Consider the following 15,498-nt stretch of genomic DNA (forward strand, 5'->3'; position numbering starts at 1 on the left):
GTATAAAGTTGTCTGTGGCATTATTACGTAAGAGACGCATTTAAGGGGAATAATTTCGATGGATCAGCAAGTTTTGCAGAAAATTAAAGTATGGGACGGGTTTATCCGCAGTTTTCATTGGTTATTAGTGATTGCTATCGCAACACTCTATTTTAGTGCTGAAGAAGGCATGATGGAGTTGCACTTTGTCGCTGGGTATTTCACTTTAGCCTTGCTGTTAACTCGGCTTATTTGGGGAGTAGTTGGTAGCCAAACGGCTAAATTGAGCGCTCTACTTCATTCACCTATTGCTGCACTAAAATCATTTAAGCAAACAGATAATAAACCTGGGCACGGTGCTGCGGGCAGTTATATGGTGTTAGCATTTTTTGCTTTATTGCTAACGCAACTGGTTAGTGGTTTGATGACCACTGACGATATTTTAACTGATGGCCCGTTGGTCCAATATGTTTCAAGCCAAGTGGTTGAGTGGGCAGGCTGGGTGCATCATAAAAACTTTGATCTATTATTCTACGCGATTATTTTGCACGTAGCCGCGATTATTATTTACCGTATCAAAGGTAAAAAGTTAGTAAAAGCGATGGTTACGGGATATGCAGAGCAAAGTGTTACTAATAGCGATGCAAAGTTAACTAAGTCGCCATGGCTGGCGGTTGTTATTTTTGTGCTGTTATTGGCAGGTTTAATGATGACGTGGGGCGCAGAGCCTCTCAGTTACTTGTTTAGTTAAAGTAAAAGTAAAAGCATATCAAAAACGGCGCTAGTTAAGCGCCGTTTTAGTGTAAAAATCTGCTAGAGATTAATCTTTAAATGAAGAGTGGCAGTCTTTACAGCCTTTAGCCCATGGGCCAAATGCTTTGGCGATTATTTTTTTATCGCCCGTTTGTGCTGCAACAGCAAGCTCATCAGCGTATTGCTGGAAAGCAGTTGCTTTTTTCATAAAGGTTTCGTTATCACTCCAAATAGCAGGGAGCGCTGATGTTTCACCTTTATCTGAATCTGCTACAAATGCTTCCCATGGCATTTTTGATAATGCGGCAGCGTTATTTGCACGGTGTTTAAAGCGCTCTGCATCAAAAGGCACTTTGCCTTTTAACATGTCGCCCATATCACCAATTTGTACACGGATCATTGAAAACGCAGCTTGGCGATATTCAATTGCATCCGATGGTTTTTCAAATGCTGAGTTTGCTGTCGCGCTTAGCGCGAGTGTAGAAAGTGCCGCACCTAAAAATATTTGCTTTAACTTCATTCCTTTTGCCCCTTGTTAGTAATTCATTGCTTGAATAGCTGCTGTTGTATCTCAGCAGGGTCGATTATTCAAGTTTATTGCGGTTAAACTGAACTGCTATTGAATTTAATCACTCAAATCTTTAGTCATTGATATCAATATCGGCAAAGATCATCCCGCGGCGCATACTGCGAGTTGCTAAGAATACTTCTCCAAGTAGCGACATAAAGGCACAAATAAGCAATGCCATCGCGCCTACGAAGCAAATGCCAATAGTAACCCCTAAATTCACAGATTGAATATGCGATAAAAACAGCAGCATAACCACAGCACACACAAGCACTGCACTTAATACACTTAAACTAAAAGCAATATGAATACAGCGAGAGCGTTTTAACAATGCTCGAAGTTCAGTGGTCAGGGACGAATTAAATTCTTCATCGGTGCTGACTTTTAATTTTCGCTCAAGCTGTCTGGCTCGATCAGTGATGCGCGCTAAACGATTGGATAAGACCCCAAGCGTAGCAGCAATACCAGTGATTAAAAAAACCGGCGCAACGGCAGTTTGGATCACTTTTGCCATTGTTAATATATTTATTACATCAGAGTTCATTGTTTCTCTTTTAGGTTAAAGGTGCGTATTGGTTACGTTTATTTACAATGGTTTACATTTTATGGATTTTAAATTTAATGTTTGTTTACAATGGTTTATAGCTTTTTTTTAGAGTTTCCGCTCGACTTTGTAATTAATATGTAATCGAGTTGTTGTTATTTTTGGTTGTGAAGCCCTATATTAGTTCGGCACTATTTTAGGATCACTAAGTAAGTACAATAATATATAACATATCCCAGGGGAAACTATGTCTAATAATTTAATAAAAAGAACAGCAGTTGCAACTGCTGTCACCAGTGTTTTAATTACTTCATTTGCGAGTGCAAGCTCATTAGCAACTTCTGTAAACTTAAAAAATTATAGCTCAGAGATTACTAAAATCGAGCAGGCAGATGTAAAAGAACAACAACCTTCTGCTCATATGATTGTATTACGGGCGACAACAGCAGCAGATCTTATGGCGCAAGGCACTTATCAGGCTGGTGATAGTCGCGCAACAATTGCACAAATTGAACAAGTGCAAAGTGAAGTGACTCTTGAATTAAGTAGCTTAGATTTTGCTACAAAAATTATTGGTCAAACTAAAGTACTTGCGCCAACATTGATTGTGCAAGCAAGTCCAGCTGCATTAGAAAAAATTGCTAATGACCATCGCGTTGCCAAAGTTCTACCTATGTATGATTATGAGTTACATGTAGCTGCATCGGCCGACTATTTAAAAGCCTCACCGCTGGTTGCTAATGGCACTGTCACCGGTAAAGGTCAAACAGTGGCTGTACTTGATACTGGTATTGACTATACGCACAAAATTTTTGGTGGTGCAGGTACTGTTGAAGCGTATGACGCAGCGCAAGCAGATCCAACATCCGTGGCTTGGCCACAAGGCATCGTACACGGGGGTTATGATTATATCCGTGATGACGCAGATCCTATTGAACACGATCCTGAAGTTGTAATACCTGATGTTGATGAGCCAACAAGTCACGGTACGTCAGTTTCCCACTCTGTTACCGGTATTGCTCCTGAGGTTGAATTATATGTGTATTCAGTGTGTGGTGGTGGTTGTCCAAGTGCGGCACAAGCATCTGCATTAGAAGCGGCAATGGATCCTAATGGTGATGGTGATATCTCTGATCGTGTTGATGTTATTAACATGTCTTTAGGCGGTGAATTTGGGGGGACTTACATAGATGGTGGTGCTCAATACTTAATTCAAAAAGCCGTTGATTTAGGAGTTAATGTTGTTATCTCAGCAGGTAATGACGGTGATAATCCTTTTCGAGTGGGTGGCCCAAGTACGACACCAAACGCATTATCAGTGGGGGCGATGACACATCCAACGTTAGATGTAGGTGTTGCATCAGGTACAGTACTAGGTGAAGAAGTTGTTTTTCAGCCTTCTGGTTTTGGTCCACAAACTGCGTTTGCAATGACAGATACAGATGCTGAACTTGTCTATCCTGCAGAAAATCAAAATGGCTGTGTCGAATTCTCACCAGAGACTGACTTTTCCGGTAAAGCCGTGCTTATAGATCGTGGCGCGTGTAACTTCACTGCAAAAGTGTTGCATGCGCAGCAGCGCGGTGCGTCGTTTGTATTTATTGCAAATAATGTCGATGATGGCACGCCTGCATCAATGGGCGGATTTGACGCAGCGGTTACCATCCCAAATATTGGGATCACTTTTGCGACCGGTACAGCGATGAAAGCTGAACTTGAAGCTGCAAATAAGGTGGCTTATAACGTTGTAGTTGAACGCAAAGTGACATCAGGTGCAGTGGCAACGTTCTCTTCACGTGGACCATCAATGGACGGTTTGTTAAAGCCGGAAATTACCGCTCCAGGTACGAGTATTATGGTGGCTGCAACGGGCACGCAAGATCAATTAGCTCCGGCATCAGGAACGTCTTTCTCTGGTCCTATTACTGCGGGCGCTGTAGCCTTAGTACGCGAAGCGCATCCAGATCGCAATGCTTTTGAAATTAAAGCGACGCTAATGAATACCGCAGATCTCAATGTGACTAATAAGCCACTAAGCACCAATCCAGATTCTGAACTTGCACCGATTAGTATGATTGGTGCGGGTTTAGTTAATGTTGAAAAAGCGGTTAACTTACCGGTAGCGGCATGGGTGGATAATACTGAGTTTAATACTAAGCAAGCAGCATTATCGTTTGGCTTAGAGAACTTGAAAGAGGTTACGGATTTCACTAAAACAGTGACAGTGAAAAACTTCTCGACAGCAGCAAAAACTTATAAGCTCCGTACTGAAGCACGCTATCAAAATGATGAAGAGACAGGTGCAATTAGCTGGGATATTCCAGCTAGTGTGACAATACCTGCAGGTCAGACGACAGAGTTTGATGTAACGCTAAGTGTTGATCCTAGTAAATTACCTGCGTGGAAACTTGAGAACCCAATTGATGGTGAAGCCGTTGCAGCACGTAGTGCAGCTTTGACATTGGTTGAATTTGACGGTGCCTTGGTGTTTGATGATGTGGATGACAGTGAATCAGACTACGCGCTGCATGTTGTTTATCATGCATTACCAAAAGCTGCATCTGAATTAAGTCTTGCTCCAGAGGTTGTGGGTAATGAAATGCAGCTTGTTGTTGAAAATACTGGTGCTACCACCGTTTCAACAATGACAGAAAACATTGTGGCCATTGGCACTGAAAAATCAGCACCAGAAGCGCCATTTAATATTCTAGCTACAACATTTAATGCCATTGCATTAGAAGGGTGTGAATCAGGCGTATTGGTCACAGCATCGATTCAATTACGTGATGAAATCACGCATGTATTCCAAGCGGGTTATCGTTTGGATATCGACATCAATAATGATGGTGCTTACGATTACTTATTACAAAATTATAATGATCGCGGTCGTACGACGCCTACTCCAGGACGCTCACGCACTGTTATTGGCACTATTGATGAAGCTGGTGTTGAAACGCTTCGCTATTTAATGCCGTTATATCAATCAGCTGGCGAAGATACCATTACCTTCTCTGCATGTAGTGAGAGACTAGGGCTAACTCAAGACAATTTAGGTGATCCGTTAAATATTAAAGCCTCTGTAGGTTATGCGTCTTACTCCAGCGGTGTGTATTTTGAAACAGATAGCCTAGTTGGTGCGACTACTTTTAGTACTTCAGCACCAGTGAGCCTCACTTCGCTGGATGGCAGCGATACTGAAGTGTATCAACTCGCTCCAGGTGAAAAAGCAATCGTTAATGCGACAACACCTTTCGCTTTTACATCTGTATCTTTACAAGATGTAGTGAAGCTTGTGACAGCTGAAGATTTAGCACTACCAGAGACACAAGCGCCTAAGCTTGCAAATGCATCATTTGATGTCGCTGAAGATGCTGAAAATGGTCATCGAGTAGGCACTTTACAGGTTGTTGAATCAGATAGAGATTTAGAGATTTCTGAGTTTTACGTACAGTCTCAAACTCATCAAGGTTTTAGTGTTGATAAGACAGGGCAAATTCTTGTATCGAACAGCTCACTTCTTGATTTTGAATCAGGTCAACAAACGGCAGAGTTGGTTATCGTAGCAATTGATACTTTAGGTAATACTTCAGAGCCTGCTTTAGTCACTATCAACATCACTAATGTTGCAGATGAAGCGAGTGAGGTCACTCCAATTGTTAATCCTGGGCAAGTATTTTCTGTAGCAGAAAATACGCCTGTTGCGACTGCATTTGCGCAACTGGCATTCAGCGATCCAGATAACAGTTCAATCACTATGTTTACTGTAACGGGCAGTGATGCAATCACTATTGATAACACTGGTATGCTAACCGTTGCACAACCACTTAATTTTGAAGAGCAAAGTACAGTGGTATTAATGGTTGTAGCGATTGATGAAGACGGTAATCAGTCAGCATCTGAATCTGTGACAATTAACGTGCTGAATGTTGCCGATGAAGGCGCCGAAGTGACACCAGTGATTGAAGCTGGCCAAACCTTCAAAGTGCAAGAGAATGCAGAAGCAGGCACTGTCATTGGTCAATTGCGCGCTATTGACCCTGATACAGAAGTAACGCCAATTGAAAGTTACACTGTGGAAGGTCATGACGGTATTACCATTGATGAGCTTGGTCAAATCACGGTTACTGGTGAAATTGATTTTGATGCAACACCAGAAATCAAATTAATGGTTAGCGCAACAGATAGTGCTGGTAATCAATCTACAGCTGTTGAAGTGATTATTACAGTAACTGAAGATGCCTTGGAAAACACGCCAGTGATTGCTGAAAATCAGCGTTTTAGTGTTGATGAAAATGCCGCGCTTGGTACAGTGATTGGTACGCTTAACTTCAGTGATCCAGATGCCGATGTTAGCCCAGTTACTAAGTTTTTAGTATCTGGTACAGACTTGGTAACAGTCAATGCTGCAGGTGAAATAGTTGTTGCAGGTAGTATTGATTATGAATATGAGCGTAACTTTACTTTCAGTGTTATTGCAGTAGATACAGCAGGAAATAGCTCGAAAGCTGTCGCTGTTGAAATCCGTGTGAAAAACATTGTGAGCAATGATGATGATGACAATGATGGTGATAGTGGTTCACTAGCTTGGTTATCATTACTAGTTGCGCCATTTGCGTTTATGCGTCGTCGTAAACAAAAATAATAGTATAACTAGAAAATAGTGATAGTTAGTAAAGGGAGCTTCGGCTCCCTTTTTACATCCCTTTACAAACGCCTATAGGTAACGGCTAAGAAACTAGATATATTATAACTATGGAAAAATAATAACTTTATTTAGGGAATACTATGAAAACTCTCCATTCTTTTGCACTTGCAGCGCTATCTGTCGCTATTTTATCGGCATGCGATAAAGCGCCAGAGCAAAAAATACAATCAACAATGAGTGAAACTCAAAGTGTAACCGAGCAAACTCAAGTGACTGCTCCTGTTGCAAAAAAAGTGCCCCATGAAATGACCATACATGAAGATACGCGGATCGATAACTACTACTGGATGCGTGATGATGAACGCAAAGATCCTGCGGTAATAGCGCACCTTAATGCAGAAAATACCTACACTGATGCGATGTTAAAGCACACTGAAACGCTACAAGCGACCTTGTTTGAAGAGCTAAAAGGGCGTATTCAAAAAGATGATGATTCAGTACCAACCAAAAGTGGTGATTATTACTATTCATCACAAACTCGTGGGGACAATGAATACCCAACGTATGTGCGCAGCCTTGATGCTAAAGGCACTGAGCAGCGGATTATATTAGATGTAAATGAGTTGGCTAAAGAGCATGATTATTATGCAGTGACAGGTTTATCTGTCAGTCCAAATGGTAATTTACTTGCCTATGGAGAGGATACTGTTAGTCGTCGCATTTACACCATTTGGGTTAAAGATCTCAGTACTGGTAAATTACTAACAGATAAGCTTGAGGGCACTGATGGTGATATCGTTTGGGCTAATGATAATAAAACCTTTTATTACATTAAAAAAGACTTACAAACGCTGTTAGGTTATCAGGTATATCGCCATACATTAGGCACGCCACAAGCGCAAGATGAGCTCGTCTACGAAGAGACGAACACGAGTTATTACACCGGTCTTGGTAAGAGTAAAGACAAGCAAGAAATTTATGTTTGGCATGCTAGCACCAATGCGTCAGGCGTATCTGTTATTGATGCGAACGATACCAAGGCACTGCCAAAACGTTTAATTGAGCGTGAAGAAAACCTGGAATATGACATTGCCAAGCTTGGTGATATTTATTATATCGTGACGAACCTAAATGCAGTGAACTTTCAGTTAATGACAGTGCATAAAGATAAAGCACATGATAAAGCGAATTGGCAAACGCTGATCCCCGCTCGTGATGATATTAAACTGGAAGGCATTGATTTATTCGCTAATCACTTAGTGTATAAAGAGCGTGAAATGGGGCAATCTCGTGTCACTATCCGTAACCTAACGTCAGGTGATGAGCAGCAACTGAGCTTTAACGACAGCAGTTATATGATCCACGCTTATGGTAATAACGAGTTAGATAGCGACAGCTTACGTGTGTACTACACCAGTATGACTACCCCAGGTACCTCATACGACATTGATTTAGATAGCGCTGAAAAAACCTTACTCAAACAGCAAAAAGTTGTTGGTGATTTTAATGCTGAAAACTATGCATCGGAGCGCTTATTTATAACGGCCCGAGATGGTGTAAAAGTGCCAGTGAGTCTGGTTTACCGTAAAGACAAATTTAAACAAGATGGCAGTAACCCATTATTACAATATGCGTATGGCTCATACGGTGCAACGATGGATCCGAGTTTTTCAAGTGGCCGTTTAAGCTTGCTTGATCGCGGCTTTGTATTTGCAATTGCCCATATTCGTGGCTCGCAAATGCTGGGTCGTCCTTGGTATGAAGATGGTAAATTACTTCATAAGAAGAATACTTTTAATGATTTTGTTGATGTGACCAAGGCCTTAGTTGCCCAGCAGTATGGTGCATCCGATAACATATTTGCTATGGGTGGCAGTGCCGGTGGCTTATTAATGGGCGCGGTGGCAAATCAAGCTCCAGAGCTTTATAAAGGGATGGTTGCGGCAGTACCTTTTGTGGATGTAGTAACCACTATGTTAGATGCTAGTTTACCGCTGACGACCAATGAATATGGCGAGTGGGGTAACCCAAATGACAAAGTATATTATGACTATATGTTATCGTACTCACCGTATGATCAAGTGAGCAAACAAGCGTACCCAAATATGTTAGTGACTACGGGTTTGCATGACTCGCAAGTGCAGTACTTTGAACCGGCCAAGTGGGTTGCGAAACTACGCGAATTTAAAACAGATGATAATAAGTTAGTGTTTAAAATTGACATGGAAGCAGGTCACGGCGGTGCATCAGGGCGTTTTAAAAGCCTTGAAGATACCGCACTTAACTATGCCTTCATTTTAGATTTAGCGGGAATTAAAAAATAGCGCTAGATGTGAGTACATTACAGCGAAGGCGTGACTAGTTCACGCCTTCGTTTTCTGTGGTAAGTTAAAGCTAAATTGGCTGCCTTTACCGAGCTCACTACGCACCTTAATTTCGCTGTTCATCAGTTGCAGTAAACCTTTGCAAATAGCCAAACCGAGTCCGCCTTGCTGATGACCTACAGTGTTGGAGTTACTTGCTTGATAGTGGGGTTCAAATATCGCGATTAATTCATCTTGTTGGATGCCCACCCCAGTATCACTAATATCTACATAGAGTTGCTCTGCGTCGGCCTGTTGTACTTGAACAATAATTTTACCACCTTTGGGCGTATGTCGAATCGCATTATCAATTAAGTTGCTTATTACTCGCTCCAGTTTGGCGATATCGGCAACCACAGTAAAGTCACAGATCACGGGTTCAACACGTAACGTCACTCCTTTGTTATCGGCTGCGACACAAAACTTAGCAACACAATCATAAATAAGCTCACCTAAATTGAAGGTTTCGGTATGCACTCTCATTTGGCCATTTTCTAAGTTTGCCAGCTCAAATATTTGCTCTATCAATAGCTTTAGTTGCTGACAATTATCGCTTGAAACACTAAGGTAATGCTGACGTTCTTGCTCACTTAATTGACGGTGAGGCTGGCTTAAAACTTCTAAAAAACCTTGCACAGATGCTAATGGTGTTCGTAAATCATGTGATAGGTGAGTGAGCAACTCTCGGCGTTGTTTATCACTTTGTGCTAATGCTTTAAATTGCTCATCAATGCGAGTAAGCATGGCTTGAATGCTTCTACCAAGGCTATCCACTTCATTATTTTTATTTGAGTAACTTGATAATTGATTATCGACTAAGCTGTAATTAGCTGCTTCTATCATGCTTACCTCAGTCGCGAGCTTTTTTATTGGTGCAGTAAAAAAGCGGAATAGAATTAAAAGTGCGATGAGTAAGAATAACAAAGCGCCAGCAAGCCACAGTCCGGCAATCCACACGTTATCATTGGCTTTAATAGTGTTAAGTGTAGTGTCGTAAGCTTCCCCACCGATGATCACATATAAGTAACCTTGTAGTACGTCTTGGTTGTAAACGGGTGCAACTGAAAAGATTTTTTGCCTACTAGGATCGCGTGGATCATCACCGTATAAAGGGGTTAATGTTCTATCTAGAATTAAGCGCTTTAGTGGAGTGAGGTTAATGTGGTCACGCTTTACTTTACCTGGTTCGGCTGAATAGGTGAGGATCGCACCTTGCGGATCCACAAAATAAAATTCAAATGCAGGACCTAACAACATCAACGTATGGAATAAATTTTCTAGAGCTTGATAGTCGTAAATGCCTAGCTGAAGGAGTGGGTTATCTTGGACTAGATGTTCAGCAAGCTGTAGGTGTAAATTTTGTTCGCCATGATGCTTAGAGGTACGCTCAAGCTGTTTGCTCCAGCCATATACTAAGGCACAAATAAAGCAAAAGATAATGACTAACGATGATGCTAATTTTTGATATAAAGATAAATTCATAATTGGCCGTCAATTGTTTAGTTGGGAGGGGTTTAGTTTATAGCCTACGCCCCACACGGTTTCGATAAACGGCGCTTGGTGATCTAGTTCAAGTTTTGCACGGAGCCGGTTAATATGTGAGTTTACGGTATGCTCGTAACCACTATGCTGATAACCCCAGACTCTATCTAACAACTGTTGACGGCTAAAGACATGATTTGGATGGCGGGCAAAATAGGCTAATAAATCAAATTCGGTAGCGGTTAAATTAAGTGCCTTATTTGCTAAATAAACTTGATGGCTAGTAAATTCGATCTGTAACGAGCCCAGTTGAATAGCGTGCTCTGTTGTTGGTGTTTCGGTTTCTTTGAAGTTTGCTGCTAATAGCTGTGCGCGATGACGTAGCTGAGTCTTTATTCGCGCCTGTAATTCACGAGAAAAAAAAGGTTTGCAAATGTAGTCATCAGCGCCCATTTCTAGGCCTATCACTTTATCCATGTCAGAGTTTAATGAAGTAACTAAAATTACGGCAATTGTTGGGTAATGCTCTTTTATTTTTCGGCACAAACTCAAGCCATCCATGTGTGGCAAATTAATATCGAGTAAAATCAAACCATAACTGTGTTTTGTTATTTTTTTCAGCGCGAGTTCTGCACTTTCAACATGATCTATATGTAAATTTAGCGGTTCAAGTTGCGTTATTATGAGTTGCCCAATTGCTTTATCGTCTTCGACGATTAGTACTTTTTCGTGTTGCATACGGTCACCTTATGGGAGGGCGCATCCATGTGCCCTAAAGCCAATAAAATTTACTGTGTCCGTGTGATAACAACTTTAGCGAGTGGGTTATCAAACTTATGTTCACTATATAAGATGGAGCCAGACAGCCCGTCTTGTTGGCTTACAACACCTGGGTGCATAGCAACATAGTTGATATCATCACGCGTTTCATTAAACCCTTCACCGCCATCAGCAGGACCAGGTATTGAGCCTGCAGCTTCAGTATTAGCTTCAGTGCCTGCGTCATACGCGAAAGTAAAGTGTGTTAATGTTTCATCAACAGCCAGTGAGGACACATCAATAGAGTTAAGACCGGTAAAACCATCATTTGTATTCACCATCATAGTTGCTAACGATAATTTTAATACTTCAATGGCATCGGTGGTGATAGTTAGGGTCGTTTGTGCACCCGGCCCCAGTGGTGCCTCCCCGGAGCTGCTGGCAATCGCCGATGTAAAAGTGAGTAACTCAGAGTTATCACCGCCTTCGGCCATCAGCTCCAAGGCTAAAGAGGCGCTTTGACCTATTTGCCATAAGTTACCCTCATGATGTGCAATCAATGCGATAGGCGATAAAGGTTGTCCGGCCGTTAAGTTGCTAACCTGCACGGTAAACTGAAAACTGATTGGTTCAGGAGCAGGGGGAGTTACCACTGTGGGGGTATTGTCATCTGAATCGCTACATGCAGCCAAGCTGGCACCTAGCGCGAGAATGATAAGGCTTTTACTAAAACGTGACATAACTACGCTCCTATTTTACCGTGACGGTGAGTTTCGCAACAGGGTTTAACCATCTATGCACTGTATTGCTTAAATCACTTGTGCCTGCTGTTAAGTCATCGTCGCCTAAATTTCCAGGGTGAATATGCACATTGGTATTTGTTTGAGTGCTGCTTACACCGGCACCACCAGTTCCTGCATCGCCACCCGGCGCCGCAGGGATCCCTGGTGTACCTGGTGCGCCAGAATCGGTAACAATAAGCTCGTCATTTGCTTCTGTGCCCGCATCATAACCATTTAAGTAGATAGTGTAAGTACCTGCCTCTGTAGGGATTTTCCAGCTATCTAGGCCAACAAAGCCATCATTCGTTGGCAGTAGCATGGCGGTTAATGAGAGATATTCATTGCCTTCACTGGTCATCAGTGTGGTCATGGTTGATGCTGTAGGTAGTAATAGACCATTAGCTGGGTTTGCTGCTATATCACTACTAGACGCGGTAGCTTGTGCTATTAATGGCTCCAGATTGCCACCTTCAGCCATTGTTTGCAGCGCTGTGGAGGCAGGCATTGCAAGTTCAAACAAATGCTCTTCACCATTATGGGCCGTTACTAAAATGGGGGTGAAGTGAATTCCTTGGGTGAGGTTGGTCAGTTGTATTTCTAGTTCAGCGGCTGACGTTGCGTAACTTGCAAACGCAGTTAGAGTAGCAATAGTGAGAGTAGAGATTTTCATGATTCGTTCCTATTATTGATGATTCACAATGAGTATCAAAGAGCGACATCAAGAAAACCTCACGAACTTATCACTTTTTTATCACAACAGTACCAATCAACTTACTTGATGTTTATCAAGCAAAATTAAGGAGGGCATTTTTTAGCATATTGATCATAAATCAGCCTAGACATTATGCCTTAAAGCAGTCACTATTAACAAAAAACAAGGAGATGATAATGGAAGAAAATCAACAGGTTGAACCAGTTGTAGCGAGTAAAGATGAACGTATGTGGGCAATGCTTTGTCATTTAAGTGCGTTAGCCGGGTTTGTTGTCCCGTTAGGCGCTATACTCGGTCCGCTGGTCGTGTGGTTAATTAAAAAAGAAGAAATGCCACTAGTGGCAGAGCATGGGCGTAAGTCGCTTAATTTTCAAATCACGATGTTAATTGCTTATATACTGTGTTTTATTCTGATGTTTGCAGTTATTGGCGTCATTTTATTACCCATAGTGGCTATTTTCTCGTTTATTATGGTGGTTATCGGTGCCATTAAAACCAATGATGGCAAACCGTTTAGCTACCCATTTAGTTTAAATTTGATAAAATAAGCCATACTAGATTTTAACAAAAACCCAGCTTTTGCTGGGTTTTTTATATGCTTGAAAAGGCTTAAATGGCTTATTTAACATTATTTCTTACTGCGTTTGTTGCCGCTACTTTGCTGCCTAGCTCATCTGAAATTGTACTGACAGCGATGGTTACAAAAGGTGAGTACACAATTTGGCTGTTGTGGCTTAGTGCTACAGTAGGCAATGTGCTGGGGAGCTGTGTTAATTATTGGCTCGGTACTCAAGTGCTACGGTTTAAAGATCGCAAATGGTTTCCTGTTTCGCAACAGAATATTGATAAAGCTCAGCAACGTTTTGAAAAATATGGGGTGTATAGCTTATTTTTGGCATGGGTGCCGATCATTGGTGATCCGCTGACCGTCGTTGGTGGAATTTTTAAGGTTCGCTGGTGGACTTTTTTATGGATTGTTACCCTTGGCAAAGGGGCACGATATTTAGTGGTGCTCGCCTTTGCCTTAGGTGTGGATAAACTGATTTAACTTTTCGCCCAATCAAGTGTCAGTGATACTGAGTCGGCAAAACGTAAGGCATGAGGCTTATCAACTCGTACTTTAGCGTAGTTGACGCTAGAATGACGATGACACACTTCGAGTATTTCGGCGACGAGCTTTTCAAGCAGTAAAAAGTGCCCTTGTTCTACCAGCGCAATAACTTCTTTAGTGATCACTTTATAATTTAATGCTTGCTCTACTTGATCAGTCTCGCAGGCTTGATCTGCAGGGTAGTGAATTTCTAAATTAATCACTACATCCTGTTTTTTCTCACGCTCTTCTGGATTAAAACCGATAAAAGTACGCAGCCGTAAATTGGTGACATTTATAATTGCATTACCCATAAGGTTAACCTTTTACAAGCTGCAAAAATTCATTACGGGTTTTTGGGTCTGCTCTAAAGTTACCTAACATGACGGATGTACGCATACTGGAATTTTGCTTTTCAACACCACGCATCATCATACACATATGTTTTGCTTCAATAATAACGCCCACGCCTTTAGCACCGGTTACTTCTTCTACCGCTTTAGCTATTTGGTGAGTGAGTTGTTCTTGAATTTGAAAGCGGCGCGCGTACATATCAACAATACGAGCAAATTTAGATAAACCAAGTACCTTGCCGTTAGGGATATAAGCAATATGACAACGACCAACAAATGGCAGTAAATGGTGTTCGCACATCGAGTAAAGCTCAATATCTTGCACCAATACCATGTCGTCTGCATCAGAAGTAAATACTGCGTTGTTGGTAATTTCGTCAAGTGTTTGACGATAGCCTTTGGTTAAATACTCCATGGCTTTGGCGGCACGCTTTGGCGTGTCTAGAAGACCTTCGCGCTGAGGGTCTTCACCTACGGCAGCGATGATCTCTTGGTAACTATTTTTTAATTCGTTATGCATAAATTTCTCAATTTTAAATTCGTTATTTTAAGTGTCTGCCGCCATCTACGGGCAATGAACGCCCCGTTATGTAATGGCTATTTAGTAATAAATCGACACTATTAATGATTTCACGGCAACCGGGTTCGATGCCCATTAAAGATTTTTTTAACGTTTTAGCACGGTATGCGTCATCGTCATCTTCATTAAAAATAATGAGTGATGGTGCAATTGCATTAACTTTGATTTGTGGTGCATACTTAGCTGCAAACGACTTGGTTAAGTTATCAAGAGCAGCTTTACTTGCAGCGTATGCTAAGTGTTTAGGGCTACCAGTATCGACCACATAATCGGTTAAATGAATAATGTCGGCTGGCGCAGCATGTTGTTCGTAATAACGTTGTAATAACTCACTGCTAGCAAGGTTGATCAAGTAAGGGGTTTTGGCATGGATGCGCATCATATTATCAAAAAGCGCCGCGCTATCAGGATTATTCGCTTCACAATCCCAGCTAGAGGCGTTGTGAATAATCGCTTTAAGACTGCTAGTATGGCTTTTTAATATCGCAATAAACTCTACAATAGCATTATCGTCACTAAAGTCTGCAGCGATACAAATAGCGCCTTGTTGCGCTAATTCGTCAATGGCTTTATGACGAGTGCGGTAGGTCACTATGATCGTTTGCCCAGCGGCAATAAAATGCTTAGCAAGTGCTAGACCAATACGCTGGCCTGCGCCAGTGATTAAAATGGGCGATGTCATATAATGCGATGTTCTCTATTTAACGCTAAGTATTAATAAGCTAACTATAAACTAAATTACAGTAATGTTTCACCCATTAGCGTAGCAAACTCATTACTGCATTATTAAGTTGTACATTACGGTTGACGATAAGAGATCGATCATACAAATAAACCGAGCGCAGCTTTTTATATTTGCAGGCACACGCTCAGTTTAGTTAGTAGGCA

At 41.6% G+C, this 15,498-nt stretch carries 14 protein-coding genes; 5 read left to right on the plus strand and 9 right to left on the minus strand.

Going from position 1 to position 15,498, the window contains the following annotated elements; translation table 11 throughout:
• Positions 1-73 precede the first annotated feature (73 nt).
• Entirely contained in the window at positions 74-730 is a 657-nt protein-coding gene (locus tag PHAL_RS0118700; protein WP_029216239.1) for a cytochrome b/b6 domain-containing protein, read from the plus strand.
• Positions 731-799: 69 nt separating this feature from the next.
• On the opposite strand, the gene PHAL_RS0118705 is transcribed toward PHAL_RS0118700, so the two are convergent.
• Together PHAL_RS0118705 and PHAL_RS0118710 are read right to left on the minus strand one after the other, a co-directional pair.
• Positions 800-1,252: a c-type cytochrome gene (locus PHAL_RS0118705; RefSeq protein WP_016709963.1), complete on the minus strand. Its 453-nt coding sequence runs from the start codon at positions 1,250-1,252 to the stop codon at positions 800-802.
• A 121-nt stretch (positions 1,253-1,373) separates the two neighbouring features.
• Entirely contained in the window at positions 1,374-1,844 is a 471-nt protein-coding gene (locus tag PHAL_RS0118710; RefSeq protein ID WP_016709964.1) for a DUF2721 domain-containing protein, read from the minus strand.
• Positions 1,845-2,091: 247 nt separating this feature from the next.
• On the opposite strand from PHAL_RS0118710, the gene PHAL_RS23200 reads away from it, so the two are divergent.
• Positions 2,092-6,486: a S8 family serine peptidase gene (locus tag PHAL_RS23200; protein ID WP_016709965.1), complete on the plus strand. Its 4,395-nt coding sequence runs from the start codon at positions 2,092-2,094 to the stop codon at positions 6,484-6,486.
• A 143-nt stretch (positions 6,487-6,629) separates the two neighbouring features.
• Positions 6,630-8,813 (plus strand): S9 family peptidase, encoded by a 2,184-nt coding sequence (locus PHAL_RS0118720; RefSeq protein WP_016709966.1) that lies wholly within the window; start codon positions 6,630-6,632, stop codon positions 8,811-8,813.
• A 39-nt stretch (positions 8,814-8,852) separates the two neighbouring features.
• On the opposite strand, the gene PHAL_RS0118725 is transcribed toward PHAL_RS0118720, so the two are convergent.
• The 4 genes from PHAL_RS0118725 to PHAL_RS0118740 are packed head-to-tail and all read right to left on the minus strand — an operon-like array spanning position 8,853 to position 12,545.
• On the minus strand, positions 8,853-10,334 hold the full coding sequence (locus PHAL_RS0118725) for a sensor histidine kinase (protein WP_016709967.1): 1,482 nt from the start codon (positions 10,332-10,334) through the stop codon (positions 8,853-8,855).
• Positions 10,335-10,343: 9 nt separating this feature from the next.
• Entirely contained in the window at positions 10,344-11,072 is a 729-nt protein-coding gene (locus PHAL_RS0118730) for a response regulator transcription factor (RefSeq protein ID WP_016709968.1), read from the minus strand.
• Positions 11,073-11,122: 50 nt separating this feature from the next.
• Complete coding sequence (locus PHAL_RS0118735) at positions 11,123-11,833, minus strand: spondin domain-containing protein (protein WP_016709969.1); 711 nt, start codon at positions 11,831-11,833, stop codon at positions 11,123-11,125.
• A 10-nt stretch (positions 11,834-11,843) separates the two neighbouring features.
• Positions 11,844-12,545, minus strand: a complete 702-nt coding sequence (locus tag PHAL_RS0118740) for a spondin domain-containing protein (protein ID WP_016709970.1) — start codon at positions 12,543-12,545, stop codon at positions 11,844-11,846.
• Between the two features lie 218 nt (positions 12,546-12,763).
• On the opposite strand from PHAL_RS0118740, the gene PHAL_RS0118745 reads away from it, so the two are divergent.
• The gene (locus PHAL_RS0118745; RefSeq protein ID WP_016709971.1) at positions 12,764-13,135 is read left to right on the plus strand and encodes a DUF4870 domain-containing protein; all 372 of its coding nucleotides are present in this window, start codon (positions 12,764-12,766) and stop codon (positions 13,133-13,135) included.
• Positions 13,136-13,200: 65 nt separating this feature from the next.
• On the plus strand, positions 13,201-13,635 hold the full coding sequence (locus PHAL_RS0118750) for a YqaA family protein (protein WP_016709972.1): 435 nt from the start codon (positions 13,201-13,203) through the stop codon (positions 13,633-13,635).
• Here the strand turns inward: PHAL_RS0118750 and folX are convergent.
• The 3 genes from folX to folM are packed head-to-tail and all read right to left on the minus strand — an operon-like array spanning position 13,632 to position 15,292.
• Positions 13,632-13,991, minus strand: coding sequence for a dihydroneopterin triphosphate 2'-epimerase (folX, locus tag PHAL_RS0118755; RefSeq protein WP_016709973.1), 360 nt, complete (start codon positions 13,989-13,991; stop codon positions 13,632-13,634). The two genes, PHAL_RS0118750 and folX, sit on opposite strands and share 4 nt — an antisense overlap.
• 4 nt (positions 13,992-13,995) lie before the next feature.
• A complete protein-coding gene (gene folE, locus PHAL_RS0118760; RefSeq protein WP_016709974.1) occupies positions 13,996-14,550 on the minus strand; it encodes a GTP cyclohydrolase I FolE in 555 nt (184 codons plus the stop codon).
• 22 nt (positions 14,551-14,572) lie between these two features.
• Entirely contained in the window at positions 14,573-15,292 is a 720-nt protein-coding gene (gene folM / locus PHAL_RS0118765; protein WP_016709975.1) for a dihydromonapterin reductase, read from the minus strand.
• Between the last annotated feature and the right edge of the window lie 206 nt (positions 15,293-15,498).

Origin of the sequence: Pseudoalteromonas haloplanktis ATCC 14393 (genome assembly GCF_000238355.1) — a bacterium.
Classification (GTDB): Bacteria; Pseudomonadota; Gammaproteobacteria; order Enterobacterales; family Alteromonadaceae; genus Pseudoalteromonas; species Pseudoalteromonas haloplanktis.

Bases quoted from the DNA above. Each gene is read 5' to 3' on its own strand.
- PHAL_RS0118725 (WP_016709967.1), bottom strand. From the start codon at position 10,334: ATGAATTTATCTTTATATCAAAAATTAGCATCATCGTTAGTCATTATC.
- PHAL_RS0118720 (WP_016709966.1), top strand. From the start codon at position 6,630: ATGAAAACTCTCCATTCTTTTGCACTTGCAGCGCTATCTGTCGCTATT.
- folE (WP_016709974.1), bottom strand. From the start codon at position 14,550: ATGCATAACGAATTAAAAAATAGTTACCAAGAGATCATCGCTGCCGTA.
- PHAL_RS0118750 (WP_016709972.1), top strand. From the start codon at position 13,201: ATGGCTTATTTAACATTATTTCTTACTGCGTTTGTTGCCGCTACTTTG.
- PHAL_RS0118745 (WP_016709971.1), top strand. From the start codon at position 12,764: ATGGAAGAAAATCAACAGGTTGAACCAGTTGTAGCGAGTAAAGATGAA.
- PHAL_RS23200 (WP_016709965.1), top strand. From the start codon at position 2,092: ATGTCTAATAATTTAATAAAAAGAACAGCAGTTGCAACTGCTGTCACC.
- PHAL_RS0118735 (WP_016709969.1), bottom strand. From the start codon at position 11,833: ATGTCACGTTTTAGTAAAAGCCTTATCATTCTCGCGCTAGGTGCCAGC.
- folM (WP_016709975.1), bottom strand. From the start codon at position 15,292: ATGACATCGCCCATTTTAATCACTGGCGCAGGCCAGCGTATTGGTCTA.
- PHAL_RS0118730 (WP_016709968.1), bottom strand. From the start codon at position 11,072: ATGCAACACGAAAAAGTACTAATCGTCGAAGACGATAAAGCAATTGGG.
- PHAL_RS0118705 (WP_016709963.1), bottom strand. From the start codon at position 1,252: ATGAAGTTAAAGCAAATATTTTTAGGTGCGGCACTTTCTACACTCGCG.
- PHAL_RS0118710 (WP_016709964.1), bottom strand. From the start codon at position 1,844: ATGAACTCTGATGTAATAAATATATTAACAATGGCAAAAGTGATCCAA.
- folX (WP_016709973.1), bottom strand. From the start codon at position 13,991: ATGGGTAATGCAATTATAAATGTCACCAATTTACGGCTGCGTACTTTT.
- PHAL_RS0118740 (WP_016709970.1), bottom strand. From the start codon at position 12,545: ATGAAAATCTCTACTCTCACTATTGCTACTCTAACTGCGTTTGCAAGT.